The organism is Solidesulfovibrio sp. C21 (assembly GCF_047785625.1).
In the GTDB taxonomy this organism is placed as follows: domain Bacteria; phylum Desulfobacterota; class Desulfovibrionia; order Desulfovibrionales; family Desulfovibrionaceae; genus Solidesulfovibrio.
In genome coordinates, this window is sequence record NZ_JBLODY010000001.1 from 23,087 (window position 1) to 49,563 (window position 26,477).

22 protein-coding genes are annotated in these 26,477 nt (G+C 66.0%); 6 read left to right on the forward strand and 16 right to left on the reverse strand.

The window, feature by feature from the left end:
• The first annotated feature begins 29 nt into the window (after positions 1–29).
• From ACMZ6R_RS00110 to ACMZ6R_RS00130, 5 genes are all read left to right on the forward strand, one after another.
• Complete coding sequence (locus ACMZ6R_RS00110; protein ID WP_416108564.1) at positions 30–1,460, forward strand: outer membrane homotrimeric porin; 1,431 nt, start codon at positions 30–32, stop codon at positions 1,458–1,460.
• Between the two features lie 150 nt (positions 1,461–1,610).
• Positions 1,611–2,204, forward strand: coding sequence for a TetR/AcrR family transcriptional regulator (locus ACMZ6R_RS00115; RefSeq protein WP_416108566.1), 594 nt, complete (start codon positions 1,611–1,613; stop codon positions 2,202–2,204).
• Entirely contained in the window at positions 2,188–3,192 is a 1,005-nt protein-coding gene (locus ACMZ6R_RS00120; protein WP_416108567.1) for a hypothetical protein, read from the forward strand. Before ACMZ6R_RS00115 ends, ACMZ6R_RS00120 begins: the two co-directional genes overlap by 17 nt.
• A 70-nt stretch (positions 3,193–3,262) precedes the next feature.
• The gene (locus ACMZ6R_RS00125) at positions 3,263–4,522 is read left to right on the forward strand and encodes an efflux RND transporter periplasmic adaptor subunit (RefSeq protein WP_416108568.1); all 1,260 of its coding nucleotides are present in this window, start codon (positions 3,263–3,265) and stop codon (positions 4,520–4,522) included.
• Positions 4,519–7,668, forward strand: a complete 3,150-nt coding sequence (locus ACMZ6R_RS00130; RefSeq protein ID WP_416108569.1) for an efflux RND transporter permease subunit — start codon at positions 4,519–4,521, stop codon at positions 7,666–7,668. Before ACMZ6R_RS00125 ends, ACMZ6R_RS00130 begins: the two co-directional genes overlap by 4 nt.
• 74 nt (positions 7,669–7,742) lie before the next feature.
• On the opposite strand, the gene eboE is transcribed toward ACMZ6R_RS00130, so the two are convergent.
• The 10 genes from eboE to ACMZ6R_RS00180 form a co-directional block, all read right to left on the reverse strand.
• Positions 7,743–8,852: a metabolite traffic protein EboE gene (gene eboE / locus ACMZ6R_RS00135; RefSeq protein ID WP_416108571.1), complete on the reverse strand. Its 1,110-nt coding sequence runs from the start codon at positions 8,850–8,852 to the stop codon at positions 7,743–7,745.
• A 36-nt stretch (positions 8,853–8,888) separates the two neighbouring features.
• Positions 8,889–10,058 (reverse strand): 3-dehydroquinate synthase, encoded by a 1,170-nt coding sequence (locus ACMZ6R_RS00140; RefSeq protein WP_416108572.1) that lies wholly within the window; start codon positions 10,056–10,058, stop codon positions 8,889–8,891.
• Between the two features lie 37 nt (positions 10,059–10,095).
• Entirely contained in the window at positions 10,096–10,986 is an 891-nt protein-coding gene (locus ACMZ6R_RS00145; protein ID WP_416108573.1) for a diguanylate cyclase domain-containing protein, read from the reverse strand.
• A complete protein-coding gene (locus tag ACMZ6R_RS00150) occupies positions 10,983–12,140 on the reverse strand; it encodes an ATP-binding protein (RefSeq protein WP_416108574.1) in 1,158 nt (385 codons plus the stop codon). The genes ACMZ6R_RS00145 and ACMZ6R_RS00150 overlap by 4 nt, the downstream gene beginning before the upstream one ends.
• A complete protein-coding gene (locus ACMZ6R_RS00155) occupies positions 12,137–12,514 on the reverse strand; it encodes a response regulator (RefSeq protein ID WP_416108576.1) in 378 nt (125 codons plus the stop codon). The genes ACMZ6R_RS00150 and ACMZ6R_RS00155 overlap by 4 nt, the downstream gene beginning before the upstream one ends.
• 2 nt (positions 12,515–12,516) lie before the next feature.
• Positions 12,517–13,038, reverse strand: coding sequence for a chemotaxis protein CheX (locus tag ACMZ6R_RS00160; protein ID WP_416108578.1), 522 nt, complete (start codon positions 13,036–13,038; stop codon positions 12,517–12,519).
• Complete coding sequence (locus ACMZ6R_RS00165) at positions 13,035–16,244, reverse strand: transporter substrate-binding domain-containing protein (RefSeq protein ID WP_416108579.1); 3,210 nt, start codon at positions 16,242–16,244, stop codon at positions 13,035–13,037. The genes ACMZ6R_RS00160 and ACMZ6R_RS00165 overlap by 4 nt, the downstream gene beginning before the upstream one ends.
• Before the next feature lie 73 nt (positions 16,245–16,317).
• On the reverse strand, positions 16,318–16,533 hold the full coding sequence (locus tag ACMZ6R_RS00170; RefSeq protein ID WP_416108581.1) for a hypothetical protein: 216 nt from the start codon (positions 16,531–16,533) through the stop codon (positions 16,318–16,320).
• A complete protein-coding gene (locus ACMZ6R_RS00175) occupies positions 16,530–16,712 on the reverse strand; it encodes a transglutaminase N-terminal domain-containing protein (protein WP_416108582.1) in 183 nt (60 codons plus the stop codon). The genes ACMZ6R_RS00170 and ACMZ6R_RS00175 overlap by 4 nt, the downstream gene beginning before the upstream one ends.
• A gap of 3 nt (positions 16,713–16,715) precedes the next feature.
• A complete protein-coding gene (locus ACMZ6R_RS00180; protein ID WP_416108583.1) occupies positions 16,716–18,128 on the reverse strand; it encodes an alpha-E domain-containing protein in 1,413 nt (470 codons plus the stop codon).
• Between the two features lie 140 nt (positions 18,129–18,268).
• Between ACMZ6R_RS00180 and ACMZ6R_RS00185 the strand changes: the two genes are divergently transcribed.
• A complete protein-coding gene (locus ACMZ6R_RS00185; RefSeq protein WP_416108585.1) occupies positions 18,269–19,174 on the forward strand; it encodes a hypothetical protein in 906 nt (301 codons plus the stop codon).
• On the opposite strand, the gene ACMZ6R_RS00190 is transcribed toward ACMZ6R_RS00185, so the two are convergent.
• The 6 genes from ACMZ6R_RS00190 to hmcE all read right to left on the reverse strand — a co-directional run bounded on the left by ACMZ6R_RS00190 (position 19,162) and on the right by hmcE (position 26,471).
• The gene (locus ACMZ6R_RS00190; RefSeq protein WP_416108587.1) at positions 19,162–20,841 is read right to left on the reverse strand and encodes an ATP-binding protein; all 1,680 of its coding nucleotides are present in this window, start codon (positions 20,839–20,841) and stop codon (positions 19,162–19,164) included. The genes ACMZ6R_RS00185 and ACMZ6R_RS00190 overlap by 13 nt on opposite strands.
• A 77-nt stretch (positions 20,842–20,918) precedes the next feature.
• A complete protein-coding gene (locus tag ACMZ6R_RS00195; protein WP_416108588.1) occupies positions 20,919–22,874 on the reverse strand; it encodes a response regulator in 1,956 nt (651 codons plus the stop codon).
• A gap of 76 nt (positions 22,875–22,950) precedes the next feature.
• The gene (locus ACMZ6R_RS00200; RefSeq protein ID WP_416108590.1) at positions 22,951–23,310 is read right to left on the reverse strand and encodes a response regulator; all 360 of its coding nucleotides are present in this window, start codon (positions 23,308–23,310) and stop codon (positions 22,951–22,953) included.
• A 38-nt stretch (positions 23,311–23,348) separates the two neighbouring features.
• Positions 23,349–24,296: a universal stress protein gene (locus ACMZ6R_RS00205; RefSeq protein WP_416108591.1), complete on the reverse strand. Its 948-nt coding sequence runs from the start codon at positions 24,294–24,296 to the stop codon at positions 23,349–23,351.
• A gap of 57 nt (positions 24,297–24,353) precedes the next feature.
• Positions 24,354–25,757: a sulfate respiration complex iron-sulfur protein HmcF gene (gene hmcF, locus ACMZ6R_RS00210; protein WP_416108592.1), complete on the reverse strand. Its 1,404-nt coding sequence runs from the start codon at positions 25,755–25,757 to the stop codon at positions 24,354–24,356.
• Between the two features lie 36 nt (positions 25,758–25,793).
• Positions 25,794–26,471, reverse strand: a complete 678-nt coding sequence (gene hmcE, locus ACMZ6R_RS00215) for a sulfate respiration complex protein HmcE (protein ID WP_416108594.1) — start codon at positions 26,469–26,471, stop codon at positions 25,794–25,796.
• Between the last annotated feature and the right edge of the window lie 6 nt (positions 26,472–26,477).

The following is a 26,477-nucleotide window of genomic DNA, read 5'->3' on the forward strand; positions in this document are numbered from 1 at the left end:
CAACGTACCCTGCTTATGGAGTAGACAGCATGCGACCCAAACATCTCATTCTCGCCCTGGCGCTTGTTCTCGCCACCGCCCAGGCGGCCCTGGCCGCGACCGAAGTCCGCATGGCCGGCGACGCCCGTGTGTATGGCGTTTTTTTCGCCAATCGCAATTTCACCGGCTGGGACGAAACCGGCACCCAGACCGAAGACCGGACCACCTTCTGGCAGCGGTTGCGGCTGCGCACCGATTTCGCGGCCAACGAAAACCTCAAATTCCGCTTCGGCATGCGCGTCGACGACGAGGCCTGGGGCCATGGCTACCTGACCGCCGCCAACCCCGAAGCCGCCATCGAACCGTACCTGGCCTACCTCCAGTTCAAATGGCCCGGCACAGGCGTCGAGATCACGGCCGGCTACCAGCCCCTGGCCGTGCCCCATACCGAGGTCTTCTACGACAGCATCGTGCTGGCCGCCGACGACGGTGACCAGGCCAGCGCCGCCCTTCACGTGAACATCCCCGTCAACGAGAACTTCTCGGTCCAGGCCGCCTACGGCAGGCTGCTGGCCGCCAACCGGACCTACCAGGACACCACCACGCAAATCGGCGACGCCTTCGACATCTACCACCTCGCCCTGCCCGTGACCGTGGACGGTTTTTCGGCCACGCCGTGGGGCCTCGTCGGCGTCTACGGCAAGGGCTCCGACCCCGACGACCACTTCGCCGCCGGCCTGCGCTCGGCCGCAAGCTACCTGTCCACCACCGGCTATCCCTACAAGGACAACCAGAACGCCATGTGGTGGGCCGGTCTGGCCCTGACCGTGGAGGCCCTTGATCCCGTCAAATTCTATTTCGACGGCATCTACGGCGACGCCGCCCCGGCCGACCGCGAACGCAACCGCCGCCGCGGCTGGTTCTTCGACGCCGGGGTCACCTATTCGGGCTTCGACTGGATGCTGCCCGGGGTCTTCGGCTGGGTGGCCAGCGGCGAGGATTCGAGCCTTGGTAACGGCAGCGAGCGTCTGCCCGTCATCACCCCGAAATGGGGGCCCGGCACTTCGTTTCTGTTCGACTGCGACCAGGACTTCGCCAACAACTCCATCGGCGTGGACCCGACCGGCACCTGGGGCCTGGCCGTTTCCCTGCGCGACATAAGCTTCGTCGAGAAGCTCACCAACCGGCTGACCGTGGCCACCATCGCCGGCACGAACAGCCCGGCCGGCCTGCGCAAGGCGGTCCTCGTCAGCGGCGGCGTCGGCCAGTACGTCACCATGGGCCGCAATCTGGCCCAGGGCGAATGGCTCATCGGCGTCAACCTGGACAGCAGCTACGCCATCACCGAACAATTGAGCCTGACCATGCAGACCGGCTTCGCTTCTCCCCAGGGCCTCAAGACCAGCATATGGGGGCACCGGTTCACCAATCAGGCCCAGGACGCCTGGATGGGCTCCCTGGGTTTCCTCTACACCTTCTAGCGCTCCCGCACGGCTTCACTCCGCCGTCGGCTTCGAGGCCGGCGGCGGAGTTTTTTTTTCACCGCCTTTCCGGCCGATTCGCCGCACCGCGCCGGATCAGGAAGAATAATCCCGCTTGACATGACGTAAACAGGTGTTAACCTTTACCCCATGGCTGAACGGATGGAATCACCCCTGCGGCGGGAACAGATCGCCGAGGCCGCACTGACGATCGTGGTCGAGCAAGGGCTCGGCGCGGTCACCGTCCGGCGGGTGGCCGAGGCGGTGGGCATCTCCGCCGCCGCCCTGTACCGCCACTACAAGAACAAAGGGGACATCCTCACCGCCGTGCTCGAAGAGCACCACGAAATGGCCCTGGCCAACCTGCGCCAGGCCGCGGCCCAGGGAACGACGCCCCTGGAGGTCCTGGAGCTGATCTACCGGGGCATGATGAAGATGGTGATCAAATACCGCGCCTTGCCGGTGATCTTCCTTTCGGATGTCCTCTGGTTCGAGGAAACACGCCTGAGCGAGCTCAAGCTCCGGCACCACAAGCTGGTGCGCGGGCGCTTTCTTGAAATCTTCAAACAAGGGCAGGCGCAGAAGCAGATTCGCAGCGATATCCGTCCGGAAGAACTCTTCGTGCATTTTCTCGGTTTGATCGCCATGCCCGCCCTTATCTGCGTGCGTGATGTCCAGGACGTGGATATGCCGCGCCAGATCACCGCCAATTGGGAGCTTTTCATCCATGCCGTTCGGGTTTGATTTTTTTTCCCCGTCAGGTGAACATCTGTTTACTCACAGGAAGGATCGCCGGGGCGCCTGCATCGCCGGTCTGGCCGTGGTGCTGCTCGTCGCCGGCCTGGCTCCGGCCTTTGGCGATCAGGCGACCGTGGAGACGGTCTACGCCAAGTACGGCGACCGCATGCCCGTCACCAACGCCCAGGGCGACGCCCGGGGCGAGCTGGCCGTCTACAAAGCGCCGGCCGACGCGCCCCGCCTCGACTGCCGAAAATTGACAGGACCGCGTGGCATGGTCGCCCTGGTCTTCGGCCAGTCCAACGCCTCCAACACCGTCGACCCCGGCTATGGCGCGACCCAGGCGGTCTACGCCTACCAGGGCGGGGAGTGCCTCAAGGTCCGTGACGCCATCCCCGGGGCCTCGGGTTCCAAGGGAAGCGCCTGGAGCAGACTGGGCGACCTGCTCGTGACCAGCGGTCTCTACGACTCGGTGCTTTTCGTGGACATCGCCCGGGGCGGCTCCTCCATCCTCAACTGGGGCTCCAAAGGCAGTCTGCATGCCCTGCTTGACGGAACCATCGAGGACATGCGCGCCCACGGCCTTGTACCGACCCATATTTTTTTCCACCAGGGTGAGGCCGACTGCGCCCTGGGCCTGACGCGGTCGGAATACCAGGTCGTCCTCGAATCGGTCCTCGACGAGGTGCGCCGGCTGGCCGGTCCCAAGCCCGATATTTTCGTCTCGCGGGCTTCGCTGTTCCTGGACCCGGCCGCTTGTCGCGACAAGCGCAATCCCGGCTGCTACAAGTCCTGCCCGGCCATCACCGCCGCCCAGACCGCCGTGGTCGATCCGGCGCGCAGGATTTACGCGGGCCCCAATACCGACCTTATCGTCCCCTGGTTCGACCGCAACGATGGATACCATTTCACCGCCCAGGCCGCCGACCGGTTCGCCGCCGCCTGGATGCCGATTCTGGCGGGCGGTGAAGCGGCCAACCAGCCCCTGCAATAACCCCATTCGTCGAACAACCAATGCGCCCTGCCCAGGAGGACTGTGCCCGGCGCTGTTCCCGGAGGACTCCATGACTGCGTTTATACTCCCGCAAACCGCCCTTCGCGGGCTTATCCTTGGCGTGTTGTGCGCCCTTTGCGCCGGTCTTTCCGGCTGCGCCACGGACAGTTCCGGGCAGGAGACGTCCGCCAAGGCCCCGCCGCCCCCGGAAATCGTGGCCTATACCGTCAAGCGCGCCGATATCCCCCTCCACATGGCCTACATGGGCCAGACCGCGGGTTCGCGCGAGGTCCAGGTGCGGGCCCGGGTGGGCGGCATCCTGTTGCGCCGCAACTATGAGGAAGGCCAGCCCGTGCGCCAGGGCGAGCTGATGTTCGAGATCGACCCCGCACCCTACCAGGCCGCCCTGGAACAGGCCAAGGGAGCGCTCGGCCAGACCGAGGCTACCCTGACCCAGGCCGAACGCGACGCCAAGCGCATGGAAACGCTCTACAAGGGCGATGTCGTGGCCAAGAAGGACTTTGACGACGCCAGGACCACCCTGGACTCGGCCAAGGCCGCCGTGGAAGCGGCCCGGGGCAAGGTGCGCGAAGCCTCGCTCAACCTCCAATGGACCAAGGTCACGGCCCCCATCTCCGGCCTCACCAGCAAGGAGACCAAGTCCGAAGGCAGCCTCATCAGCACCACCAGCGACAGCAGCCTTTTGACCACCATCAACCGGGTCGATCCGCTCTACGTCAACTTCTCCATGTCCGGGCCCGAAATGCTGCGCCTGCGCAAGGATCTGGCCGCGGGCAAGGTGGCCATCGGCGCGGGCGGCGATTACGTCGTGCGCCTGGTCCTGCCCGACGGCAGCGTCTACAAGGAGCCCGGCCGCATCAACTTCACCGACACCCAGGTCGACTCCACCACCGGCGTGGTCAAGGTCCGGGCCGAGTTCAAAAACCCCGACGGCACCGTGCTGCCGGGCCAGTTCGTGCGGGTGCGCCTGGAAGGCGCGCATTACCAGGACGCCCTGGCCGTGCCCCAGGGCTCGGTGCTCAACACCCAGCAGGGCGCCATGGTCTGGGTCCTGGACGCCGCCAACAAGGTCTCGCCCCGGCCCATCGTGCTCGGGCAGTCCGTCGGCAACGACTACCTGGTGGATAAAGGGCTGATAAACGGTGACCGCATCGTGGCCGAGGGCATCATCAAGGTACGCCCCGGCATGGTCGTGCGCGTGCGCCAGGATAATGCGCCCGCGCAGGCCGAGGGATCGGGCAAGCCCGCCGCCCAGGCGTCCACCGACAAGGCCGAAACCTCCCAGGCGACCAAGGAGCCCCGTTCATGATCTCACGGTTTTTCCTGGGGCGACCGGTTTTTTCCATCGTCATCTCGCTGGTCATCGTGCTGGCGGGTCTGGCGGCCATCAAAAACCTGCCCATCGCCCAATATCCGGACATCATTCCGCCGGAGGTCAACGTCTCGACCTCCTACCCCGGGGCCAGCCCCGAGGTCATCGCCGCCACCGTCGCCGCGCCGCTCGAACAGCAGATCAACGGCGTGGACAACATGCTCTACATGCGCTCGACCAGCTCCGGCGACGGGTCGCTGTCCATGACCGTCACCTTTGCCGTCGGCACCGACCCCGACCAGAACACCATCAATGTCAATAACCGCGTCCAGGCCGCCCTGACCACCCTTCCCGCCGAAGTGCAGCGCCAGGGCGTGACCGTGCGCAAAAAATCGTCCAACATCCTGCAGGTCATCTCCTTCGAATCCCCGTCCAAGCGTTACGACGCCGTCTACATCAGCAACTACGTGCTGGTGAACGTCCTCGACGAGCTCAAGCGCCTGCCGGGCGTGGGCGACGCCTCCATCTTCGGGGCCAAGGACTATTCCATGCGGGTCTGGCTGCAGCCGGACAAGCTGGCCCAACTGGGGCTCACGCCATCCGACGTGGCCACCGCCATCCAGGAGCAAAACGCCCAGTTCGCCGCCGGCCGCATCGGCGCGGAACCGACCGAGCCCGAAAAACCGGTGGCCATCAACTACATGGTCACCACCAAGGGGCGGCTGCTCACCCCGGAGGAATTCGGGGACATCATCCTCAGGGCCCAGTCCGACGGCTCGGTGCTGCGCTTAAAGGACGTGGCCCGGGTGGAGCTGGGAGCCAAGGATTACACGGCTGTTGCCAAGATCTCCGGCAATCCGGCGGTCAACATCGGCATCTACCTGTCCCCGGGCGCAAACGCCCTCAATACGGCCGATCTGGTCACGGCCAAGCTGGCGGAACTGGCCAAGCGCTTACCGGACGGCATCGCCTACAAGGTGCCGCTCGACACCACCACCTTCGTGCGCGTCTCCATCGAGGAGGTCATCCACACCCTGGTCGAGGCCATGATCCTGGTCTTTTTCGTGGTGTTCATCTTCCTGCAGAACTTCCGGGCCACGCTCATTCCCTGCCTGGCCGTGCCGGTCTCCATCATCGGCACCTTCGCCGGCATGTACGCGCTCGGGTTCACCATCAACACGCTGACGCTGTTCGGCATGGTGCTGGCCATCGGCATCGTGGTCGACGACGCCATCGTGGTGCTCGAAAACGTCGAGCGCATCATGAGCACGGAAAAGCTCCCGCCGAGGCAAGCCACGGCCAAGGCCATGGAAGAGGTGACCGGACCGGTCGTCGCCATCGTGCTGGTCCTTTGCGCCGTGTTCGTGCCGGTCGCCTTCCTCGGGGGCCTGACCGGCCAGATGTACAAGCAGTTCGCCATCACCATCGCCGTGTCGGTGGTCATCTCGGGTCTCGTGGCCCTGACGCTCACCCCGGCCCTTTGCGCCTCGCTTCTAAAAGCCGGGCATCAGGAACCCAACCGGGTCTTCCGGGCCTTCAACCGCCTCTTCGACAAGGTGACAAACGGCTATACCGCCGGCGTGTCCTTCCTGCTGCACCATGTGGTCGTGGCCCTGGTGCTCTTCGCGGTCCTGTGCGTCGGGGCCTTGTCGCTTTTCCGCATCGTTCCCGGCGGCCTGGTCCCGGACGAGGACCAGGGCTACGTCATCGGGCTCAACATCCTGCCGGACGGCACGTCGCTTCGGGCCACCGAAAAAATCGACGACGCCATGGATGCCATGAACGCCAAGGACCCCGTGGTGGCGCATCAGATCACCATCACCGGCCTCGATCTTTTGAGCTCCACCTACCGCTCCAACTACGGCACTCTGTTCATTCCGCTCAAGCCCTGGGACGAGCGCAAGAAAGCGGACGAAAGCTCGTTCGCCTTCGTCAAGCGCATCTTCGGGCGCGGCATGGCCCTGCCCAAGAGCATGACCCTGGCCTTCAACCCGCCGGCCATTACCGGCATGTCCAATACCGGCGGCTTCGAGGGCTACCTGCAAAATCGCGGCGAGGGCAACGCCCAGGATCTGGCCGTGATGACCGACAAGCTCGTGGCCGAGGCCAAAAAGGACCCGGCGCTCGGACGCGTGGCCACCACCTTCGGGGCCAACGTGCCCCAGTTGCGCGTGGATCTCGACCGCCAGAAGGCCAAGGCGCTGGGCGTGGCCATAAGCGACGTCTACGACGCCATGCAGGCCACCTTCGGGGCCTACTACGTCAACGACTTCAACAAGTTCGGCCGCACCTTCCGGGTCCAGCTCCAGTCCGAGGCGAAATACCGCGACCGGCCGGAAGACCTGCGCGAGGTCTACGCGCGCTCAAAATCGGGCGAGATGATTCCGCTGACCGCGCTGGCCACCATCGAAAAATCCACCGGCCCCGAGGTCATGGAACGCTTCAACGTCTTCCCGGCGGCCAAGATCATGGGCCAACCGGCCGACGGCCACACCTCGAGCGAGGCCCTGGCCGCCATGGAAAAAGCGGCGGCCAAGGTGCTGCCGGCGGACTACACCCTGGCCTGGACCGGTTCGGCCTACCAGGAAAAGGCGGCCGCCGGCTCCTCCATGCTCGTTTTCGGCATGGGCATCGTCATGGTCATCCTGATCCTGGCCGCCCAGTACGAACGCTGGACGCTGCCGTTCGCCGTCATCATGGCCGTGCCGTTCGCGCTTTTCGGCGCCATCGCGGCCGTGTTCGGACGAGGCCTGTCCAACGACATCTACTTCCAGATCGCGTTGGTCACGCTCATTGGCCTTGCGGCCAAAAACGCCATCCTGATCGTGGAATTCGCCGTGCTCGAGGTCAAAGCCGGCAAGGACCTGACCGAAGCGGCCCTCAGTGCGGCCAAGTTGCGTTTCCGGCCCATCATCATGACCTCCCTGGCCTTCATCCTCGGCTGTCTGCCCCTGGCCATCTCCACCGGGGCCGGGGCCAACAGCCGGCATGCCATCGGAACGGGCGTCATCGGCGGCATGCTCGGGGCAACCCTCTTGGCGCCCTTTTTCATCCCGGTCTTCTTCAAGCTCATCATGGGGCTTGGCGCGGCGGCGCGCCGGGCCTTCGGCGGACACGCCGACTCGGACGGACAGACCGGATAACCGCGCGGTTCCCTCCTCGCCCCTTCGTGCGCCGGGCCACCTCCCCCCATAACGGCCCGGCGCACGATGTGGGCTTATCCCTTCACCGGGCCCGACCGGGCCGCTTCCACCCAATCGATCTCCCGACAGATGGAGTCGACCACATCCGGCATCTTGAGTTCCCCGGGCAGCACGCTCCAGGTGTAGGTCTCCACTTCCATGGACGCCTCCGGGGCGAAACGCGGCAGGATGCCGACCAGAAAATCCTGCGTGGTGGCGCACTCCGGCAGCTCGGCCACGAAGACCGGCAAATGGAAATGCACCCGCCAGGAAGCCACATCGTCCAACCGGGCGGCCAGGGCTTCGGGCAGGTCGTTAAAACGGCGCAGGCTCCCGTCGCCAAGCCGGGCCACGGCCTGATGCAGATAGACCGGCTCCACGAAACGGGAAAGGCTTGAGAGCGCGCCGCCGTCCAGATGCAGCGCCGAGGACACCTGCACGTACCCCACGGCAATGCCCGCCGCCGCGTAGGCCGCAAGGGACGCCTCCGGATCTTCGTACTGGAGGGCCTGATGGCAGCAGTCGTAGCAGACGGTGAGAAAGTCCCGAAACGCCCCGTCCGGGTCGAGGCGCTCAAAAAGCGCCACCATCTCCGGCGTGGTTTCGACCAGACAGCCCGGTTCGGCCTCGACCGCCAGCCGGATGATCTTTCCGGTCTCCTGGCGCAGCCCGGCCAAGGCTGCCAAGGTGCGGCGCAGGACGGCCAGCGCCGTCGGCAAATCGTTTTCGGGAAATCCCCGCCGGAATCCCACCGGCACGGTGGAGATGGAGCCCCGGCCGCCCTCGGGCAGCCAGCCGGCCAACGTGCGGGCCAGACGCAGGGTGTAGGCGGCGCGCTCGGGATCGCGCCAATCGGGCAGATAGACCGCTTCCTTGACCGGGGTATGATGAAAGCGGCCGTAGGGAAAGCCGTTTACGGTGGTGACGCAAAGCCCGGCCTCGGTCAGAAAATCCCCGAAGCGTTGCGCGGCGTCGGCCGCTTCCAGTTCCAGGCTGGCCAGACCGGACAGGCGCAGCCCCACCGGAAACGGCGTCTCCGGCGCGAGCCTGGCCTTGACCCGGACAGCGTACTGTTGCAGCCCCTGCCGGACTTCCTCAAGCGTTTCACCAGGATGGATATTGGTGCAATAGGTCACCGGCGGCATATTCCCTCTCTTCCCCCCAAAGGGGTCCGGGGGGAATCATTCCCCCCGGCAGGATGGTCCAGGAGGGGCGCCCCTCCTGGAAAGCATCTCCCGCGCGGCGGCGAGGGAGGCGTCATCGACATCGTGGACCTCGATGCGGCTGCCTATGGCCATGGGCAGGGTCAGGTGCAGCCGGCCGCCGAGGTGTTCGCGGAAGGCCTCGATGGCGGCGGCCATGTCGAGGCCGGCCAGGGCCGGATGCCAGACGGCAAGGCCCAGTTTTTCCAAAAGATCGAGCACGGCGTCGGCATCGGCCCGGGGCAGCAGGCCGACCCGCGCGGCGTAGAGGGTGTCGAGGGCCATGCCCACAGCCACGGCCTCGCCGTGCCGCAGTGCGCCCCCGGTCGCCTCCTCCAGGGCATGGGCGGCCCAGTGGCCGAAATCGAGGGGCCGGGCCGAGCCCATCTCGAAGGGGTCGCCGCCGGAGGCGATATGCTCCAGGTGGGCCAGGGCGCAACGTCTGTCGGCCTCCTCCAGGGCATCGCAGTCAAGGGCGGCAAGCCGCGGCGCAAGGGCGCAAAGCCGGGCGAAAAAATCCGCGTCGCGCACCACCGCCACCTTGACCGCCTCGGCCAGACCGGAACGCACCTCGCGCGCCGGCAACGTGGCCAGGAGCGCATGGTCGTTTATGACGGCATACGGCGGGGCGAACGCGCCGATGTAGTTCTTGCGGCCAAAGGCGTTGACCCCGTTTTTGACCCCCACGCCGGCGTCGTTTTGGGACAGGGCCGTGCTCGGCATGCGCACGAGGCGCACCCCGCGATGGGCCGTGGCCGCGGCGAACCCGGCCGCGTCCAGCACCGCCCCGCCGCCGATGACGACCAGGAAGGATTGCCGGCACAACTTCGCCTCGTAGGTGAGCTTCCAGACCGCCTCGACCACGCTGAAATCGGTCTTGGCCCGCTCGCCGCCGGCAACGACCAGGGGCGGCGCGACAAGACGGATCACGGCGGCATGGGCGGCGCAGTAGGCCCGCGCCCGGTCGGCCAGGCCGGGCATGGCGGCGGCAAGGCCGGCGTCGATGACCAGCCCCGCCCGATGGGGACCGGGGCCCGCCCGGCCAAGGGCCTCGGCCAAGGCGGCGTTTTCGGGATCGAAGGCGTCCCGGGTGAAAACGACGGGGAAATCGAAAGCCAGGGCGATATGCTGCACGGTGGTCCGGGTCATGGGGAAAGGGATGGTTTGCGGGCGGCGGCCGGGGGCGTCAGGCCGCCTCGACCCGGTTGCGGCCGAGTTCCTTGGCCACGTACAGGGCCTGATCGACCCGGCTCATGAGCCGGTCCACGGTTTCTTCCGGAGCGGCCTCGACCACGCCGAAGCTGCACGAGATCCGGCCGATATCCGGCAGATCGAGCTCCAGCACCCGCTCCCGCAGGGCTTCGGCCAGGAGGTAGGCGTCGGCCAGGACGGTCTTGCGGCACAAGATCAGAAATTCCTCGCCACCCCAGCGGCCGACCGCACAGCCTTCCGGCATCGCCCCGCGCAGGACGCCGGCCAGGGCGGACAGCGTCCTGTCGCCGGCCAGATGGCCGAAACGGTCGTTGATGCGCTTGAAATGGTCGATGTCGAGCATGATGAGGCTTACGGCCTCGCTGCGATCGTTAAGGGCCTGGCCGAGCAGCGCGTCGATGCGTTGCCGGTTGGCCAGCCCGGTCAGCATGTCCGTGGTCGACAGCCGCATCAGCTCCCGATTCTTGAGCGCCAGTTCGGCATGGGCCTCGGCCAGACGGTTCTGGGTGTCCTTGAGGTCGGAAATGTCCACGGCGATGGAGTATTTGACCACCCGGCCGTCGGGCCAGGTCATGGCGCGTACCTGCATCTGGTACCAGCGGTCGTCGACTTCGTTGAAATGCTCGAAAACCAGGGTATTGCCGTTCGGCAGGCCGGCCGGCGTCAGCAATTCGACCATGCGGCAGTTGGTGCAGGGCTCGTCGCGCTCATACAGGATCTTGTGGCAGGTTGCCCCGAGGTGCTTGCCGAAACGTTCGATATAGACCCGGTTGCTGTAGACAATGGAATAGGTCGCGGCATCGACGACATAGATGCCGAAGGGAATGAGGTCGAAATGGCTTTCGAAAAGGGCGTTCTCCCTCATGCCCCCGCCTCCTCCCCGGCCGGACGCGGCAGGGTGGCGACGACGGTGGTTTGCCCGGGCACGGACGCATCCAGCGTGATGTTGCCGCCGTGGGCCCGGGCGGCCAAGGCGGCGGAATAGGCGCCAAGGCCGGTGCCGCCCCGTTTGCCCATAGTGACGTATTTCTCGAACATCCGACCGCGAATGGACTCGGGCACCTCGCCGGGATTGGTCACGACGATGGCGAGGCAATCGGGCCGGGGCAGGAGGTCCACGACGATATCCCGGCCCGGGGGAGCGGCCTCCAGGGCATTGACCAGGAGGTTTTGCAGCATGGGGCCAAGGAGCAGCGCGTCGCCTTGAAAGTCCAGGCCGTCCTGCGGGGTCAGGGGACGCCCGTCGAGGGACATGTGGATGACGCGTCCCCGCGCCACGGGCATGGTGGCGAGCCTGGCCACGGTGCGCCGGGTCAGGTCGGCCATGTTCACCGGTTTGGGGACAAGGACGTAGGAACCGGTTTCCAGGCGAAAGAGCACCAGGGACTGGTTGAGCATCTCGAGCATGCTGTGCCCGGCCTGCTCGATCAGGCGGACAACGTCGGCCGCCGGCTCGGGCAGGTCGTAGTTGTCGAGGAGCACCTGGGGCAGGCCGATCAGGGCCGACAGCGGGGCCTTGAGGTCGTGGCGGGCGATGCGCTCCACGTGTTCGCGCAGTTCGATGTTTTCCTGGAGGATCTTGTTTTGGGCCGCCAGTTCCTTGTTGTTGATGGCCAGTTGGGCATGGGCCTCGGCCAGACTGTTCTGGGTTTCCTTGAGCTCGGAGATATCCACGGCGATGGAATATTTGACCACCCGCCCATCGGGCCAGCCCATGGTCTTCTCCTGCATCTGGAACCAGTGCTCGTCGCGCTCGTTGTAGTGGTCGTAGACCACGGTCACGCCGTTGGGCTTGCCCCCCGGGGTCAGCAGTTCGGGGATGCGGCAATGGAGGCAGGGCATGGCCTGGCCATAGAGGACCTCATGGCAGCTGCGGCCTTCCACCACGCCCATGGCGTCTCGAAAATGCTTGTTGACGAAGACGATCTCATAGGTCGCCACATCCACGACATAAATGCCGAAGGGAATGACGTCGAAATGCGTCTGCAACAGCGTGCTTTCGAGCATGGAAGCACTCATGGCAGGTATTTTTCCGCCACGGTTTCCAGGGTTTCGCGCAATTTCTCCAGCTTGACCGGCTTTAGGATGTACCCCTTGGCCCCGGCCTCGATGGCGTCCATGACCATCTGTTCCTGGCCGTGCGAGGTGACGATGATGATCCGCGCCTCGGGGTCGGCGGCCATGATCAGACGCGTGGCCTCGATGCCGTTCAAGTCCGGCATGGTGATGTCCATGGCCACCATGTCCGGCGCGACCGTGGGATAATCGGTAACGGCCTGACGCCCCGTGGTGGCCACAGCGGCCACCTCGTGTCCAAGCTCCCCCAGGAGCTTGACCATTTTTTTCACGGTAAGGCCGGAGTCGTCCACTACCATGACGCGAAGCCGTCTCATGGTTACTCCTTCACGTACTCTAACACATCATTGAAAAGTTCGCCCGGTCCGATCAGGTGGATACTCATATGGCCCGCGTCCGCGTGCAGTTCCGCCGAGGCGAATTTGGCCCCCCGGTGGCGCATGACGGACTTGGCCTCGGTGAGGACGATGGGCGGGGACAGGGCGATGGTCGGTCCGGTTGCGGCAAGGTCGGCCAGGGCGTTGCCGACGATGATGTTGATGATGTCGCCGGCGGTTTCCTGGACGGCATCCGCACGTTCGTCCTCGGCGATGTCGAGGTCGGCCGTGTAGGCGGCGAAGGCGTCTTCGATCAGCGGCGCGTCGAAGCTGTAGGCCAGGTAGAGCTTGAGCGCGCCGGTGGCGCTCATGATGGCCGTTATGGACTTGAGGTCGAGCTTTTGCACGTCGTCGATCTGGAAACCCCGTCCGGTGAAGGCGATGCCGAGCTCGCCGTTGAAAAACGCTTCGGTGCGCCGGGTCAGGGCGTCGAGGAATTCCTGGATGTTGAGTTGCTCGGTCATACGGACTCCTCGCGCGAGGTTCGGCTTTCCCGGGGCAGGGTCACGACAAGGCGTGTTCCGTGCCCCGGGTGGTTTAGAAGCGCAACCGTCCCGCCCAGCCCCTCGGCCTCGGCCCGTACGGCGGCAAGTCCCACGCCGCGACCGGACAGGTCCCCGGGCACCCGGCGCGAGGTGAACCCGTCCCGGAAAAGCAGGGTCAGGATGGCGGTGTCGTCCATGCCCGCCAGTTCCTCGGCCCCGACAAGGCCGAGTTCGTAGGCCCTGGCCCGCACGGCCGCGATGTCCACACCGCAGCCGTCGTCCTCGAAGACAATGCGAATGGCCGCGTCGTCGGCCGTGACCATGCAGGCCAAGTGGCCGGCCGGAGTCTTGCCGGCGGCCTCGCGCACGTCCGGGGACTCGATGCCGTGGTCCACGGCATTGCGGATGACGTGTATCAGACTTTTGGCCACGGGAGCAAAGCGTTTGGGATCGACCAAAACGGCGTCGCCCGTGACGGCGAAGGGTTCGATGGCCTTGCCCCGGGCCTCGGCCAGCCGGGTGGCCGTGCGGGGATAGGCGGACAAAAGCTCTTTGAGGTCGATGTGGCGCAGGGTCCGGGCGGCGCGCAGGACCTCCGCGGCCTCGGCATCGAGCCCCAGATCGTCCAGGCGGTCCAGCAGGCGCGCGGCGAGGTCCGCCAGGGCATCGGCCAGCCCGCTGCCCAGGCGGACCTCGCCGCGCCGCTTGAAAAACTCCGTACCGAGGGTCTCGCGCACCACGTCCACATCCCGGGCCAGGGCCGCATCCACGGCATCGTCCGCAAGCAGGGACAGCATGTCGGAGCGGTTAAAGGACGTGGCGCGGCGCAGATCGGACAGGCGTTCCTCCAGGGCATTGAGGGCCTTGGCCACATGGGCGCATTCAAGCTGGAGGAACAGTCCCTTGAAGGTGTGGACCTTGCGGTACAGGGCATCGAGGGCGTCGCGGTCGGACAGGCCCGCGCCCGAAAAACCGTCGCGGCGGAAGGCGGCGAAATCGTCGAGCACGGTGAAAAAGTCGCGCTGTTCGCGCACGGCGGCCACCACGCAGGCCAGCCTGTTGCGTTCCCTGGCCACGGCGTCCTTGAGCCGCACCTCGCCCGTGACGTCGGTGATCACGAACATGAGCCGTCCGTCGGCCATGGGCCGGTAGGCCAGGCGCAGGGACGCGCCGTATCGCTCGATACGCCCCGGCATGAGCGAGACATAGAGGTCGCGCTTGTAGGCGTCGGGCTCGGCCACGACCCGGCGCACGTTGACGGCCATGTCGACGCTCCCGGCCGGATCGTCCGGGAAAAAGAGCTCGCCCACCGCCTTTCCCTCGATGTCGCCGCCGAAAATATTGCGGCACTCGGCGCTGTATTGCGGCTCGACCAGCCCGTCCGCGGCCACGGACAAAAAGCCCTGTTTCGCGTTGTCGAGCAGGGCCGCGACGCGCCGGCCGGCCGCGTCGCGGGCTTCGTTGGCCTGGCGCAGGGCGCGGTTTAGGCGGGAGAGCTTGCGGTTCCACCAGACCACCACCGCCAGCACGAACGCGGCCCCGGCCGACACCTTCCAGACCAGGGAATAGTCGAAGCCCTGCTCGAAGGTGACGGCCAGCCACTTCTTCATGATGGCGTCGGATTCTTCCTTGGTCAGGGTATTGACCGCTTTTTGAAAAAGCGAGGCCAGTTCGGGCTCATCGTCGCGGCTGGCCATGGCCAGATCGAGGTGGGCGTCGAGGCGTCCGGCGATTTTCAGGTCGGTGAAATGGCCCTTGGCCAGGGCCTGGCTTATGGCCGGCACCGTGTCGATGCAGCCGTAGAGCTTGCCGGCGGCCACCAGCCGCAGCCCCTCGGTGAGGCTTTGCACCTCCATCAGGCGCATGCCGGGATACTTGGCCCGCAGAATGTCGAGACTGGCGTAGCCGTTGACCACGCCGAGGGTCTTGCCGGAAAGGCTGGCCGGGTCCTCGATAAAAGGCGCCTTGGCCTGGGTGACCACCACCATGGGGAAGCGCAGGTAGGGCGAGGTGAAGCGCAAAAAGCGGCGGCGGTCGTTGGTATCCCCGGCGGCGGGCAGAAAGTCGCAACGCCGCTGCTTGACCGCGGCCAGGGACTGGCTCCAGGAGGCCGTGGGCACGAGCACCATGGGCACGCCCAGGCGCTTTTCCATGAGATGCAGGAAATCGGCCCCGATGCCGACATAGCGGCCGTTCTCGTCGATGCGCTCGACCGGGGGCCAGTCGGGGTCCACGCAGAAGCTGAGCGCCTTTTTCCTGGCCAGATAGGCACGCTCCTGGTCGGTCATGGCCACGGTGGCCTTGGCCCCGGGCCGCACCTCGGGCTCGTCCCCCGTTTCCGAACCGGCCGCGCCGGGTTTGTACACGGGCAGCCATTTGGCTATAAGCGCCGTCTTTTCCTTTTCGGTAACCAGCCGCTGGGCCTTTTCCAGGATGGAGGCCAGAAGCGGCCAGTCCTTGCGCACCAGGGTGTAGATCTCGAAGTCGTAATCGAGCTTGCCCGATATCTTGACGTTGGACAGGCCCGAGGCGCGGATGGCGTAGGCGGCCACGGCCAGATTCTCCACGGCCGCATCGGCCTTGCCGAGCGCCACCAGGGTGAGGGCCTCGGACTGGTCGCGGGCCGGGATGAGCTCGAGGTTCTTGCCGTGGGCCCTCAGGTACTCGTCGGCCGTGCCGCCCCGGCCGACGGCCACTTTCTTGCCGGCCAGACTCTCCAGCGAATAGGCGGTGGCGTCGTCGCGCGACATGACGGCCAGGGGGAAGCGCAAATAGGGCCCCACAAAAAGGGCGTAGGAGGCACGATCCGGCGTCTTGCCCGTGCCGTCGATCATGTCGATGCGTTTTTCGCGCAACGCATCGAGAACCTGCAGGAAATCGCGGCCGTCGCCGATGGCCTCGAACTGAAAGGCCAGCCCGGTCTTCTGGGATATCAGGCGGTAATAGTCGTGGAAAAGGCCCTCCTGGCGTCCGTCCTCGAAGATGGAAAGCGGCCGCCAGTCGGTGTCGCTACAGCGGATGACGGGATGGGCCTCGATAAATGCCTTTTCCGCATCGGTCAGCTCCAGGGCGGAGGCGGCGGCCCGGCTGGCGGACAGTCCCGCCAAAAGGACAAGCGCCCAGACCATCAGCCATACGCCCGACCATCGAGCCCGGAGCTCTTCTTTCACCAAGTATATGCGCATGTCATCCGCCGTCATGGGGCACAGTAGCCCAACCGGTCCCGATTCCCAACAAAAAACACACCTCAGGTACGATTCAGAACATTTCCAAACGGATGGCATGCCGCAGCCGGGACAGGCCGGGATCCCCTCGATAGGTCCCGAAAACCGGAGACGCCTCTTCGGGATCCGACGCGGCGGCCATGAAACACACCGTCAGATCGCGGCAGGCCCCCTCCCCGCGCGCCAAAAGCGCGTCCGGGGACAGGATGCCCGGCGCTTCCCGGGTGACGACGACAAGCCGGTCGGTCATCTCCCCAAGCAGCGCCAGGGCGAAGGCCTGGGGGGTGCCGGAACGGGATCGACGTCGATGCGCAGGGCTCCCAGCCGCTGGCCGGCATCGCCGCGCGGCACGAGCCGTATCAAATGGGGCTCAAGGAAGACGGGACGGTCGAAGTCGTATCGGGTATGGTGCGTATAGCGGCAATGCACAGGCTATTCGGCGCCGGGGGGACGGCACTGGGGATTGTGGCCGACCTTGGTCCGCTTGGAGGCCACGTTGTCTATCCATTCCGAGGGCAGTTCGTAGACCAGGCCACGCAGATGCTCCTGCCACCAGGCCGATATCTCGGCCAGATCGTCCTTCTCGTAGCGGTGCTGGGCCATTTCCAGCCCGTCCTTGCGGTAAAGGACCACGTCGATGGGAAAATCCACGTCCGAGGCGCTGATGCGGGTGGAATCAAAGGCCAGGCAGCCGACCTTGAGCGCCATGCGCAAGGAATCGGAGTACTTGAGCGTGCGGTCGAGCACGGGCTTGCCGTAGCCGCCCTCGCCGATGATGTGATATGGCGTGCCGTGACTGATCTCCACCCAGTTGCCCTCGGGATAGATCAGGTAAAGCTTGTGCACGCTGTCAGCCGTCAACTGGCCGCCGATGAGCGCATGCAGGTTGAAGTGCAGCCCGGAGGCGGTCAGGTAGGACTTGTCCTCCTCGGCCACCCGGCGCAGGGCCGCGGCAAAGGCGTTGACGGACTTGTACAGCTTGTCGAAAGGATTGGGGCAGGCTTCGAGGACCTCTTCGAAATAGGTCAGGGCCTTGTCGCGCACCGGGCGCAGGCCCGAGGTCATGAGAAAGAAGGCCCCGTTGCCGTTTTGGTAGGTGGTGACCTTCTGGGCGCTCGTCAGCTCGTTGCCCGAGGTGATGCGCGTGTCGGCAATGCCGACCAGGCCCTCCTCAACGGCTATCCCCAGGCAAAACGTCATGGCGTTCCCTACGCACTGTTGGCAAGGCACGTCAATAGCCGGAAATGCGGAGAAAAAGGTGGCGAACACGGCCTCGCCCACGCGGTTCATCTCGCTTTGCAGACTGTCCGTGAATTCGTGCAACCCCTTGGCGAAGATTTCATCCACGCCGCTGTAGGCCAGATCACCGCACAGATGGCCCAGGCGCTTCTCCGCCGGATTGCAGAAATAGCCCATGGGCGTGCCGGTGATGGCGTGCAGGCATTCCTGGGCCGCGACCAGGCAGCACAGCACCGAGCGGGGAAAATGGTAGTCGAGGAGCAGGAACTCCACGATACGGTCGGGCTGGATGCGGCCGTGGCGGCGACGATAGGCCTCCAGGGCGCTTATGGCCTTTAAAAGCGCCGCCCACTGGACGTAGTCGAGGTTGCTGCCGATATCGGCCAGCTCCGGCAGCAGGATGAAGTACTTGACGTCGAGCATGCGCGAGGTCTTGTCGGCCCGCTCCAGAAGCCGCCCCAGCCGGTAGAAGTCCCAGGCGTCGTCGTGGGACATGGCGTCGCCGGCGATGCCGCTTATGGTCAGCGCGCGCAGCTTGACCGCATCGCAGAAACGGAAAGGGTTGTGCAGGATGGTCTCGCCGTTTTTGGCCGCCTCGCGCACCATATGGCAGAAGGTTTTCGTGAACCTAAGCCTCCAGACTTGATTGACTTTTTTTAATCCAGGCAGCCGAAAATTGTCAATCGGAATACCCCGCGGCAGGGGGATCGGTGGACAGGCGGACGTCCCCGGCATACCAGGGAGGCATGGACGCCTCCCCCGAAAAGGCCCTGGCCGGGGCCATCGCCGGCCAGCTCGCCGCCGGCCTGCCCCAGGACGAGGCCGTGGCGCATTTCATCCGCTCCACCTACGGCGCGCTGGCCGCAGACGAGCTTGCCGCCCTGGTCGCCGACCGGGACGACCCGCAAGCCGCAAGCCTTGTGGAACTGCTGCTTTTTCCGGGCGAAACCGTGGCCCGGGCCCTGGAACCGGTCCTTGCCGCCGCCGGACTCGACGCGGCCGGCCAGGAGCGCCTGATCGCGGCGCTTGGCGCGTCCGTCGACCAGGCCGTGGCCGTGCTGCCGGACGGAACGCGGCTGGCCCTGGCGCTCGACGCCGACGACCTGGCCCGTTTCGTGGCCCGGCTGGCCCCGACCCGCACCCTGCCCCGCGAGGCGGCGGCCATCATCAACGAACGTTTCGGCGCGGCGGCGGCCCTCGATCTGGCCGTGGCCGCCCGCCAGACCGGCCCGGACTGGTCGCCCGGAGCCGCCTCCTTTTTTGCCACCCTGGCCGGCCGGCTGCCGGCGGAGACGCCCCAAAGCAAAGCGGCCCTGGCCTATGCCCTGCGCTTTCTGGCCGGGCTCGCCCCGCGCGCCCTGCCCGTACCGGCGCTGATCGCCCGACACGGCCGGCTCGTCGCCCAGTTGCGCCGGGCCCGCCAGCAGGAGCAGGCGTTTTCCGAGAGCAACTTCGAGACGCTGGCCATGACCGGAAACCGCCTGCCCTATCTGCATGCCCCGGACATCGCCCGGGAAATGGCGCTGGCCGAGGCCGCAATCGTGGCCGCCACGGGCCGGCCGGCCCCGGATACGACCGCCAGTTGCCTGGATATGGGCGCGGTGGAGGATATGGACGGACTGTTTGCCGCCCTGGAAGATCAGCCGGGCTGAGCCGCGCCGGCGCAGGCCGCCAGCGGCAGGCGCACGGTGAGGCTGGTGCCGGTCGCCGCTTCGGATTCCCAATCGATGGTCCCGCCATGCATCCGGGCCACGGCCAGGGCGTTGTAGGCGCCAAGGCCGGTGCCGTCCTTCTTGCCGCTTGTCGCGTACTTGGTGAAAAAACGCGGCCGGATTTCCGCGGGTATCACGCCGTGGTTGTGGATCACGATTTCGGCCCGCGTCGGCGTGGTCGCAAGTGTCAGCCGGACCGTGGTCCCGGCCGGAGCCGCTTCCAGGGCATTGGTGAGAAGATTGGAGAAAAGCAGGGCCAGCAGGTCCCGCTCACCCGCGACCGACGGTCCTGCCCCACCGTCGTCGAAGCCCTCTCCGGCCAGCGTCAGGCGCACCTGGCGGGCATGAGCCAGGCTGGCCGTCTCCCGGGCCATGCCCGCCAGCACCGGGGCCATCGCCACCGACTTCGGCCGCAGTTCGTAGCGCCCCTGCTCGATTTTTTGCAGATCGAGATTGCGCCCGACCAACGTGTAAAGGCGCTCGGCCGTCTCGCGGATCACCTCGACCATCTCCCGGTGTTCGTCACCGAGCCCGGCTCCGGCCAGGTGGTTGGCCAGACCGGCGATGCCGGCCAAGGGCGAACGCAGGTCGTGGCGCAGCACCTGCTCGGCCCGTTCCCTGGCCTGCTCGGCCCGCACCCGGTCCGTGACGTCGTGGACGATGGAAAAAAGCAGCGTGCGGCCGGCGTAGGCGACCGGCCCCGAATACACCTCCACCTCCCGCAACTCGCCCCCGGACAGCCGGTGGGTGAAATGAAACACGCCCTGCCGCCCCTCCCGGGCCGCGCGCATGTGCTTGAGCGCCTCCTCGGGCCGGCAGGTGTTGATGTCCCAGATGGACAGCCGGCGCAACACTTCGAGAGGATAGCCGTAAAAGGCGCAGGCCGCCGGGTTGGCGTCCACGATGCGGCCCGTAACCGGGTCGATCAGCAGCTTGACGGCAATGTTGGTGAAAAAGACGGCCTGGTAGAGCGCCTGGGCCTCGGCCAGGGCCTGCTGGGTCTCCTGGCGGGCCAGCAGCACGGCCACGCCCTCGGCCAGCCGCTCCAGGCCGGCCACGGCGGCCGCGTCCAGCTGATCGGGCCGCCGGTCGTTGACCTGGAGCAGCCCGAGGATGCGGCTGCCGGCGCGAAGCGGAATCAGGGCGACGGTTTCATAGCCGGCCGCGTTGCAGCGGTTGCGCGTGCCCGGCGGCAGGCCCGCAGCTGCGGCCTCGGCCAGAAGACGGCTGGTCGAACCGACGAAAAAGGAGCCCTGGGACGTGAAAAAGGGAAGGGAGGGATCGACGCGCCCTTCGATGACCGCGCCGCACATGCATTCCAGCACGGCCCGGCCGGCCGGGGTACGCGCCGTCCCGCCGGCCGCGTCCCGGGCGCATAGACGCGTCTCGGCCAGCACGAAGGCCTCGGGAAATCCCGACGTGGTGTAATAGGGAAAGTCCTCGCCATGGGCCAGACGCACGCCTACGGCGTCGCAGCCCGTCCAGCGGTGCAGCAGACCGAGCAGCACCCGCAGCAACGCCTCCCGGTCGGACATGGCCCCAAGCAGGGCCACGGCCTCGTCCAGCCCCGTCAGAAGCGAGCGTTGCGACTCCGGTTCGGCGGTCATGCTTTTCTGTTAGCACCATCCGCCGGCCGCGCACAAGCCGTTCCCGGCCGGCTGCCCTCTTTTCCAGGGAAAACCGCTCAGCCCTGCTCCGCCGCCACTTCCGGAGCGGTTCCTGCCAGAGGGATCGGATGGTCGGGAATGCGCACGCAAAAGCGCGTGCCCACACCCGGCTCGGAGGTCAGGTCGATGACGCCGCCGTGCTTGGCCACCATGTCGTGGGCGATAAAAAGCCCCAGTCCCGTGCCCTTGAGTCCCTTGGAGGAGAAAAAGAGCGTGAAGGCCTTTTCCCGGGTCTCCTGGTCCATGCCCATGCCGTTGTCCTCGATGTCGAAGACCAGCATGGTCCCTTCGCGGCCCACCCGGTAGCGGATAAGGTGTTCGGGCTTGTCCGTGTCGGCCAGGCAGGCGTCCACGGCGTTTTCCAGGATGTTGACCAGGGCGGCCTGCAAATTGGCGGCGTCCACGGCCATGGAGCCGAGGTCCCCGCCGATCTCGGCGGTCAGGGTCACGCCTTCGCGGGCGGCCTTGGGCGCGACGGTCTGGGCGACGCCGGTCGCGAAGGCGGCCACGTCCACGGTTTCCGGGGCCAGTTCCCGGGACTTGGCGTAGTAAAGGACGTTGAGCACCAGGTTGCGTACCCGGCCGACGAGGGTCTTGACCGCCTCGGCCGCGGCCTGGGTCTTCTCCGCATCCCCCCGGCGCAGGCCCGATTCCACCCGGTAGACCGCGCCCTCCAGCGCCGTGAGCATGCCCTTGACGCCGTGGGAGATGGACCCGAGCATAAGCCCGAGCGAGGTGAGATGGCTTTGCAGCTGGCGGATGCTCGTGATGTCGGCCGACATTTCCATGACCTCGACCACATCCCCGGCGGCGTTGCGGATGGCGGCCGTGGAAATGAGCACGTTGCGCTGGCGGCTGTCGCGGGTGGTGACCACCGATTCCTGATAATGGGGCTCGCCGTCCTCGAAGGTGCCCATGGCCGGGCAGTCCGGGCAGGGTTCGGAGCGATGCTTGAAGACGTCGTAGCAGGCCCGGCCCACGCCCTCACCGAAGTCCTCCACCAGACGGCGGTTGTTGGCCACCACCTTGCCAGAGGCGTCGCGCACCGCGATATAGCAGGGCGTGGCGTCGAAAAGGTCCATGTACTTCTGCTGGGTGACGCGCAGCTCTTCCTGCAGCCGCTTTATTTCGCTGACGTCCACGGCCATTTCCAGGACCAGCTCCACCTTGCCGTTGGTTGCGGCAATGGGCGAGGTGTGGACCATGACCGGCAGCTCGTTGCCGTTTTTGCACAGCAGGGTCTCGCGCGAACGCTGGCCCTTGCCTGTCTGGAAGGTCTTCCAGATGGGCCCGTCGAAGCCTTTGAGCGCCTGTCCGACGTAGACCTCCCAGCTATGGTGGCCGACCATGTCGCCGAGGCGTTCCTTGTAGAGCTGGTTGGTGACCACGACCTCGAGAGAGGCGTTGTGCACGGCCACGAAGCACGGCATCTCGTTGAAATAGCCCGCGCCCTCGCCGAGATCGGCCGACAGCCCGGAGATGGCCTGGCACATGGTCTCGGCCATCTGGCCGGCGGCCAGCTGCCGCTCCAGCTCGACCACCCGGGACGACTTCTCGCGCACGAGCTTTTCGAGGTTCTGGGTGTACTGGCGCAGTTCGCGCCGCAACGCCAGCTTCTCGTCGATGCGCTTTAAGGCCGCGTCGAGGATGTCGTGGTTGATGGGCTTGGTGACGAAATCGGCGGCTTCGTACTGCAGGCAGCTTATGGCCAGGTCCATGTCGCCGTGCCCGGAGATCATGACGACCTCGGTGTCCGGGCTTCTGGCCTTGATGCGCTTTAAGAGCTCGAGACCGTCCATGACCGGCATCTTGATGTCGGTCAGGACGATGGAGGGGGCCACCTCGTCGAACATGGCCAGCGCCTCTTCGCCGTTGGCGGCGGCGTGCACGGCGTATCCCAGATCCGACAGGAACAGGCCTAAAAACCTTCGGATGTCTTCCTCGTCGTCGACAAGGAGCAGGGTTTCGCTCATGAGGCTTCTCCGTCGCGGTCCAGACGTCCGGCCCGGCAGTGGGCGGGGCCGTCGGATGACGGCCCCGCGCCCATGGTTATTCGCCTATGGCTTGCGCAACCAGCCGCAGCACCTCGTCGGCTTCGAAGGGCTTGCCGATGAAGGCCGCGGCCTTGGGGATGATGTAGGTCAGTTCCGTGTGGCCGGTGATGACGACAATGGGGATGGCGGCCAGGGACGGGTCCTTGCTGATGGCCCGGCTGACCCAGGGGCCGGTCTTGTCGGGCATCTCCACGTCGAGGGTGATGCAGTCCGGGCGAAGATCCTTTAAGAGCTCCATGGCCCGCTCCCCGCTTTCGGCGGTGACGACCTCATAGCCGTTGTCGGTGAAAAGCGCGTCCAGGTAGTCGCGGATATTGGGATCGTCGTCGACCGTCAGTATGGTTTTCTTGCTCATGGCTCCACTTCTCCTTGTGCTTGCAAGGTCGGGTCCCGTCACGCCTCGGACGCTTCCGGCAGCTTGTCCGGCCGGTTGACGCTGACAACGGGACAGGTGGCGCGCACCAGGACCTGCTCCAAAGTGCTGCCGAAGGGACGCTCGTCTGGCCCCTCGTCGGGATCGACGTTCCGGGTGTGGTGGGCCATGACGATGAGGTCGGCCTGCCGTTCCCGGGCGAACTTGACGATCTCCACATAGGGCGATCCTTCCCAGACCTCAATGCTGGCGCGCTTGGCCAGGTCGCCGAGTTTCGCGGCGTACTCGACCTGGATCCTGCGCCGGGCTTCGGCCAGCCGGCCCTCGATGCCCTCCTGGGTCAGCGCGATGGGCGACTGGAGCCGGTCGAGGTCCAGGCAGTGGAACAGATGCAGTTCGCCGTCGACATCGCGGGTGATGCTCTGGGCGAGCTTGAAGGCCGACTGCGAGGCCTTGGAGAAGTCGGTGGCGAACACGATATTGGAAAACCCGCCCCAAAACGAGGCGGCCGGACGCGAGACGGTCAGGACCGGACAGCGGGCGGCCTTGGCCACCTTGCGGTGGGTGCCGCCGATGACGCCCCGGCGGTAGAAGCCGCCGACCTCGACGCCGGCGCGCCGGGCGCCCATGACGATGAGGTCCGCGTCCTCCTTGCGGGCGGCGCGCAGCACCTCGCGCGAGGGATTGCCCACGGCGATCTCGATGCGGGCGTTTTTGCAGGCCGAAAGCTGGATGGCGTAGGTGGTGCGCAGTTCCTCGCGCACGCCCTCCAGGTACTCCGCGTCGGGGTCCACTTCCTCGCCGGTGCGCACGTCGAGCACCAGGTTGCTGTCGCCCTTGCCCGGAATGCCCAGGCAATGGAACACCACGATCTCCGAACCGTAGCGGCCGGCCATATCGAAGGCCACGCGGGCGGCGCTGTCGCAATCCGGCGCGCCCGAAGTCGCAAACACTATCTTGCCAAACATACCCGACCCCCATTACGCGTGAGAGGTGCGTTGTTCATTGCCGCGCCATCGTCGGTGCTATACATCGCCATCGTCGTCCTTGGGTTTCAAGTGTTCCGGCACGACGACCATTTTAAGGAGCAACGGCTTGAGAAACGACCAGTCGATGCCGATGCGGTACTCCTCCTCCAGGTCCCGGATGGCGTCCCAGCAGTTGTGGCAGGGCGAGATGACGAGCTTGGCCCCGGTGGCGAGGATCTGGTCGCGCTTGGTCAAAAGCGCCTTGTTGCGCTGGGGACGGAACTTGCCGATGCCGTTGAACCCGCCGCCGCCGCCGCAACAGTAGTTGTGCTCCTTGTTGGGCGTCATCTCGCGCAGGTAGCCGGGCTCGACGATATAGGAGAGGATCTCGCGGGCGGTCTCGGCCAGGCCCCAGTTGCGCACGTAGTTGCAGGAGTCCTGGTAGGTGACCGGGACCTTGATGCGCTTGGTGGGGTCGATTTTCAGCTTGCCGGTGCGCAGCGCCTCGGCCACCCACTGCACGTAGTGGATGTAGGGACGCGGCGGCTGGCCGTCGGGACGGCCGGCCCAGTACGGACCCTCGACGACGGTGGCCCGGTGGGCGTGGCCGCATTCCGTGCCGATGACCCGTTTGGGGCGCAGGCGCTCGATGGCGGCGTAGACGTTTTGGACCTGCAGCTTGCAGGCTTCCCAGTCGCCGGCGAACATGGCCAGGCTCGTCTGTTCCCAGCCCTCCGAGGGCACTGTCCAGTTCTCCCCGGCGATATGGAAGAGGATGGCAGCCTCGGCCAGATCCTCGGGATAGTGCTTGGGCTCGCGGGCATTGCACGTGTACATGATGTCCGCGTCTTCCTTGTCGATGGGAATCTCGAGACCGGGCCAGTCGTCCTGCTGCTCCTCGGCCATCCAGTCGCAGGTCTCGGTCCAGTCCTCGGTGGTGACGTCCATCTGGGCCCGGTAGACACGGTGCATGCCGGCCCCGATCTTGAGCTCCCAGGGCACGAATCCCTGGGCATAAAGCAGACCGCGCAGATACCCCATCATGATGCCGATGTCGATGCCGTGGGGGCAGTACATGGCGCAGCGGTTGCAGCAGGTGCACTGCGACCAGGCCACTTCCATGGCGTGGCGCATGAAGGCGTTGTCCACGTCGCCCTTGCGCTTGATGATCTCGCCAAGCGTCGAATGGATCTTGTAGGACGGCACCTGCTCGGGGTTGCGGTCGTTGACGAGGTACAGGAAGCAGGAATCGGCGCACAGCCCGCAGCGGGCGCAGACCGAAAGCCAGGTCTTCATGCGCGACTTCATGGTCTTCTGGATGGAGGACCACAGCTTTTCGCGGTCCACTTCCAGGGATTCCATCTCTTCGTAGTATTTCTTGCCGCGGGTGTCCGAAAGAAGCGCTTTTAGGGCCTCATCGGTCGTGATCGGCTGCTTGTTGCAGTAAATACCTTCAGGCATGGCTATTCTCTCCTTGGCGACGTGGCGTCGGCCTTTTTACCAGACGATGCCGCGGCCGCGCTGGCCGCCGCGCTTGACGCCGAAGTCCACCCCGATCTGAGCCCGGGAACAGAAGAACAACACCACATGGGAGAGCTTGGTGAACGGGATGGCGACAAGCCAGATCTCGCCCGTGACGATATGGGCGAGCAGCCAGCCGGAATGGTCCCCGGACTGGTGGGCGGCGACGAACCCGGTCAGAAGCGGCGCGAGGCTAATGGCCATGGCCCACAAATCATGGGCGGTGGTGATGATGCGCACCTCGGGCAGGGCGAAGCGGCGCAGCAGAATAAAGACGCCGGCCACCATGGCGAGGACGGTCAGGGCATCGGCCAGCCCCGCCGGGAGCGTGGGCCAGGAGAGGCCGAAGCGCTCGGACACCAGCATCACGTGGGCGAAGAGAAAAAGCGGCACAAGAACCAGTCCCACGTGCAACAGGAAAAAGGCGGCCGTGTAGAGCGGCTTGAGCCGCCAGCTGCGCGAGCCATACGGGGTCAGCCAGTGGAAGATGGATTTGAGCGCGCCCTTGACGGCCAGCCCGCGGTAGTAGCCGTAGGGCACGCGGTCGAGCTGCCAGTCGAGGCCCTTGACGTATTTGACGACGCGCCAGGCGCAGCCGATGACGAAAATGGCGAACGACAGCCACAGCATCGGACCCGTCAGGAATGCAAACATGGTGAT

What these genes read in the sequence shown, in the direction of transcription:
- ACMZ6R_RS00200 (WP_416108590.1), bottom strand. Translation starts at nt 23,310, where the DNA reads ATGAGCAAGAAAACCATACTGACGGTCGACGACGATCCCAATATCCGC.
- ACMZ6R_RS00180 (WP_416108583.1), bottom strand. Translation starts at nt 18,128, where the DNA reads ATGGTGCGCGAGGCGGCCAAAAACGGCGAGACCATCCTGCACAACCCT.
- ACMZ6R_RS00120 (WP_416108567.1), top strand. Translation starts at nt 2,188, where the DNA reads ATGCCGTTCGGGTTTGATTTTTTTTCCCCGTCAGGTGAACATCTGTTT.
- hmcE (WP_416108594.1), bottom strand. Translation starts at nt 26,471, where the DNA reads ATGTTTGCATTCCTGACGGGTCCGATGCTGTGGCTGTCGTTCGCCATT.
- ACMZ6R_RS00195 (WP_416108588.1), bottom strand. Translation starts at nt 22,874, where the DNA reads ATGAGCGAAACCCTGCTCCTTGTCGACGACGAGGAAGACATCCGAAGG.
- ACMZ6R_RS00140 (WP_416108572.1), bottom strand. Translation starts at nt 10,058, where the DNA reads ATGACCCGGACCACCGTGCAGCATATCGCCCTGGCTTTCGATTTCCCC.
- ACMZ6R_RS00110 (WP_416108564.1), top strand. Translation starts at nt 30, where the DNA reads ATGCGACCCAAACATCTCATTCTCGCCCTGGCGCTTGTTCTCGCCACC.
- ACMZ6R_RS00170 (WP_416108581.1), bottom strand. Translation starts at nt 16,533, where the DNA reads ATGACCGACCGGCTTGTCGTCGTCACCCGGGAAGCGCCGGGCATCCTG.
- ACMZ6R_RS00205 (WP_416108591.1), bottom strand. Translation starts at nt 24,296, where the DNA reads ATGTTTGGCAAGATAGTGTTTGCGACTTCGGGCGCGCCGGATTGCGAC.
- hmcF (WP_416108592.1), bottom strand. Translation starts at nt 25,757, where the DNA reads ATGCCTGAAGGTATTTACTGCAACAAGCAGCCGATCACGACCGATGAG.
- eboE (WP_416108571.1), bottom strand. Translation starts at nt 8,852, where the DNA reads ATGCCGCCGGTGACCTATTGCACCAATATCCATCCTGGTGAAACGCTT.
- ACMZ6R_RS00125 (WP_416108568.1), top strand. Translation starts at nt 3,263, where the DNA reads ATGACTGCGTTTATACTCCCGCAAACCGCCCTTCGCGGGCTTATCCTT.
- ACMZ6R_RS00185 (WP_416108585.1), top strand. Translation starts at nt 18,269, where the DNA reads ATGGACGCCTCCCCCGAAAAGGCCCTGGCCGGGGCCATCGCCGGCCAG.
- ACMZ6R_RS00160 (WP_416108578.1), bottom strand. Translation starts at nt 13,038, where the DNA reads ATGACCGAGCAACTCAACATCCAGGAATTCCTCGACGCCCTGACCCGG.
- ACMZ6R_RS00155 (WP_416108576.1), bottom strand. Translation starts at nt 12,514, where the DNA reads ATGAGACGGCTTCGCGTCATGGTAGTGGACGACTCCGGCCTTACCGTG.
- ACMZ6R_RS00190 (WP_416108587.1), bottom strand. Translation starts at nt 20,841, where the DNA reads ATGACCGCCGAACCGGAGTCGCAACGCTCGCTTCTGACGGGGCTGGAC.
- ACMZ6R_RS00165 (WP_416108579.1), bottom strand. Translation starts at nt 16,244, where the DNA reads ATGCGCATATACTTGGTGAAAGAAGAGCTCCGGGCTCGATGGTCGGGC.
- ACMZ6R_RS00150 (WP_416108574.1), bottom strand. Translation starts at nt 12,140, where the DNA reads ATGAGTGCTTCCATGCTCGAAAGCACGCTGTTGCAGACGCATTTCGAC.
- ACMZ6R_RS00145 (WP_416108573.1), bottom strand. Translation starts at nt 10,986, where the DNA reads ATGAGGGAGAACGCCCTTTTCGAAAGCCATTTCGACCTCATTCCCTTC.
- ACMZ6R_RS00130 (WP_416108569.1), top strand. Translation starts at nt 4,519, where the DNA reads ATGATCTCACGGTTTTTCCTGGGGCGACCGGTTTTTTCCATCGTCATC.
- ACMZ6R_RS00115 (WP_416108566.1), top strand. Translation starts at nt 1,611, where the DNA reads ATGGCTGAACGGATGGAATCACCCCTGCGGCGGGAACAGATCGCCGAG.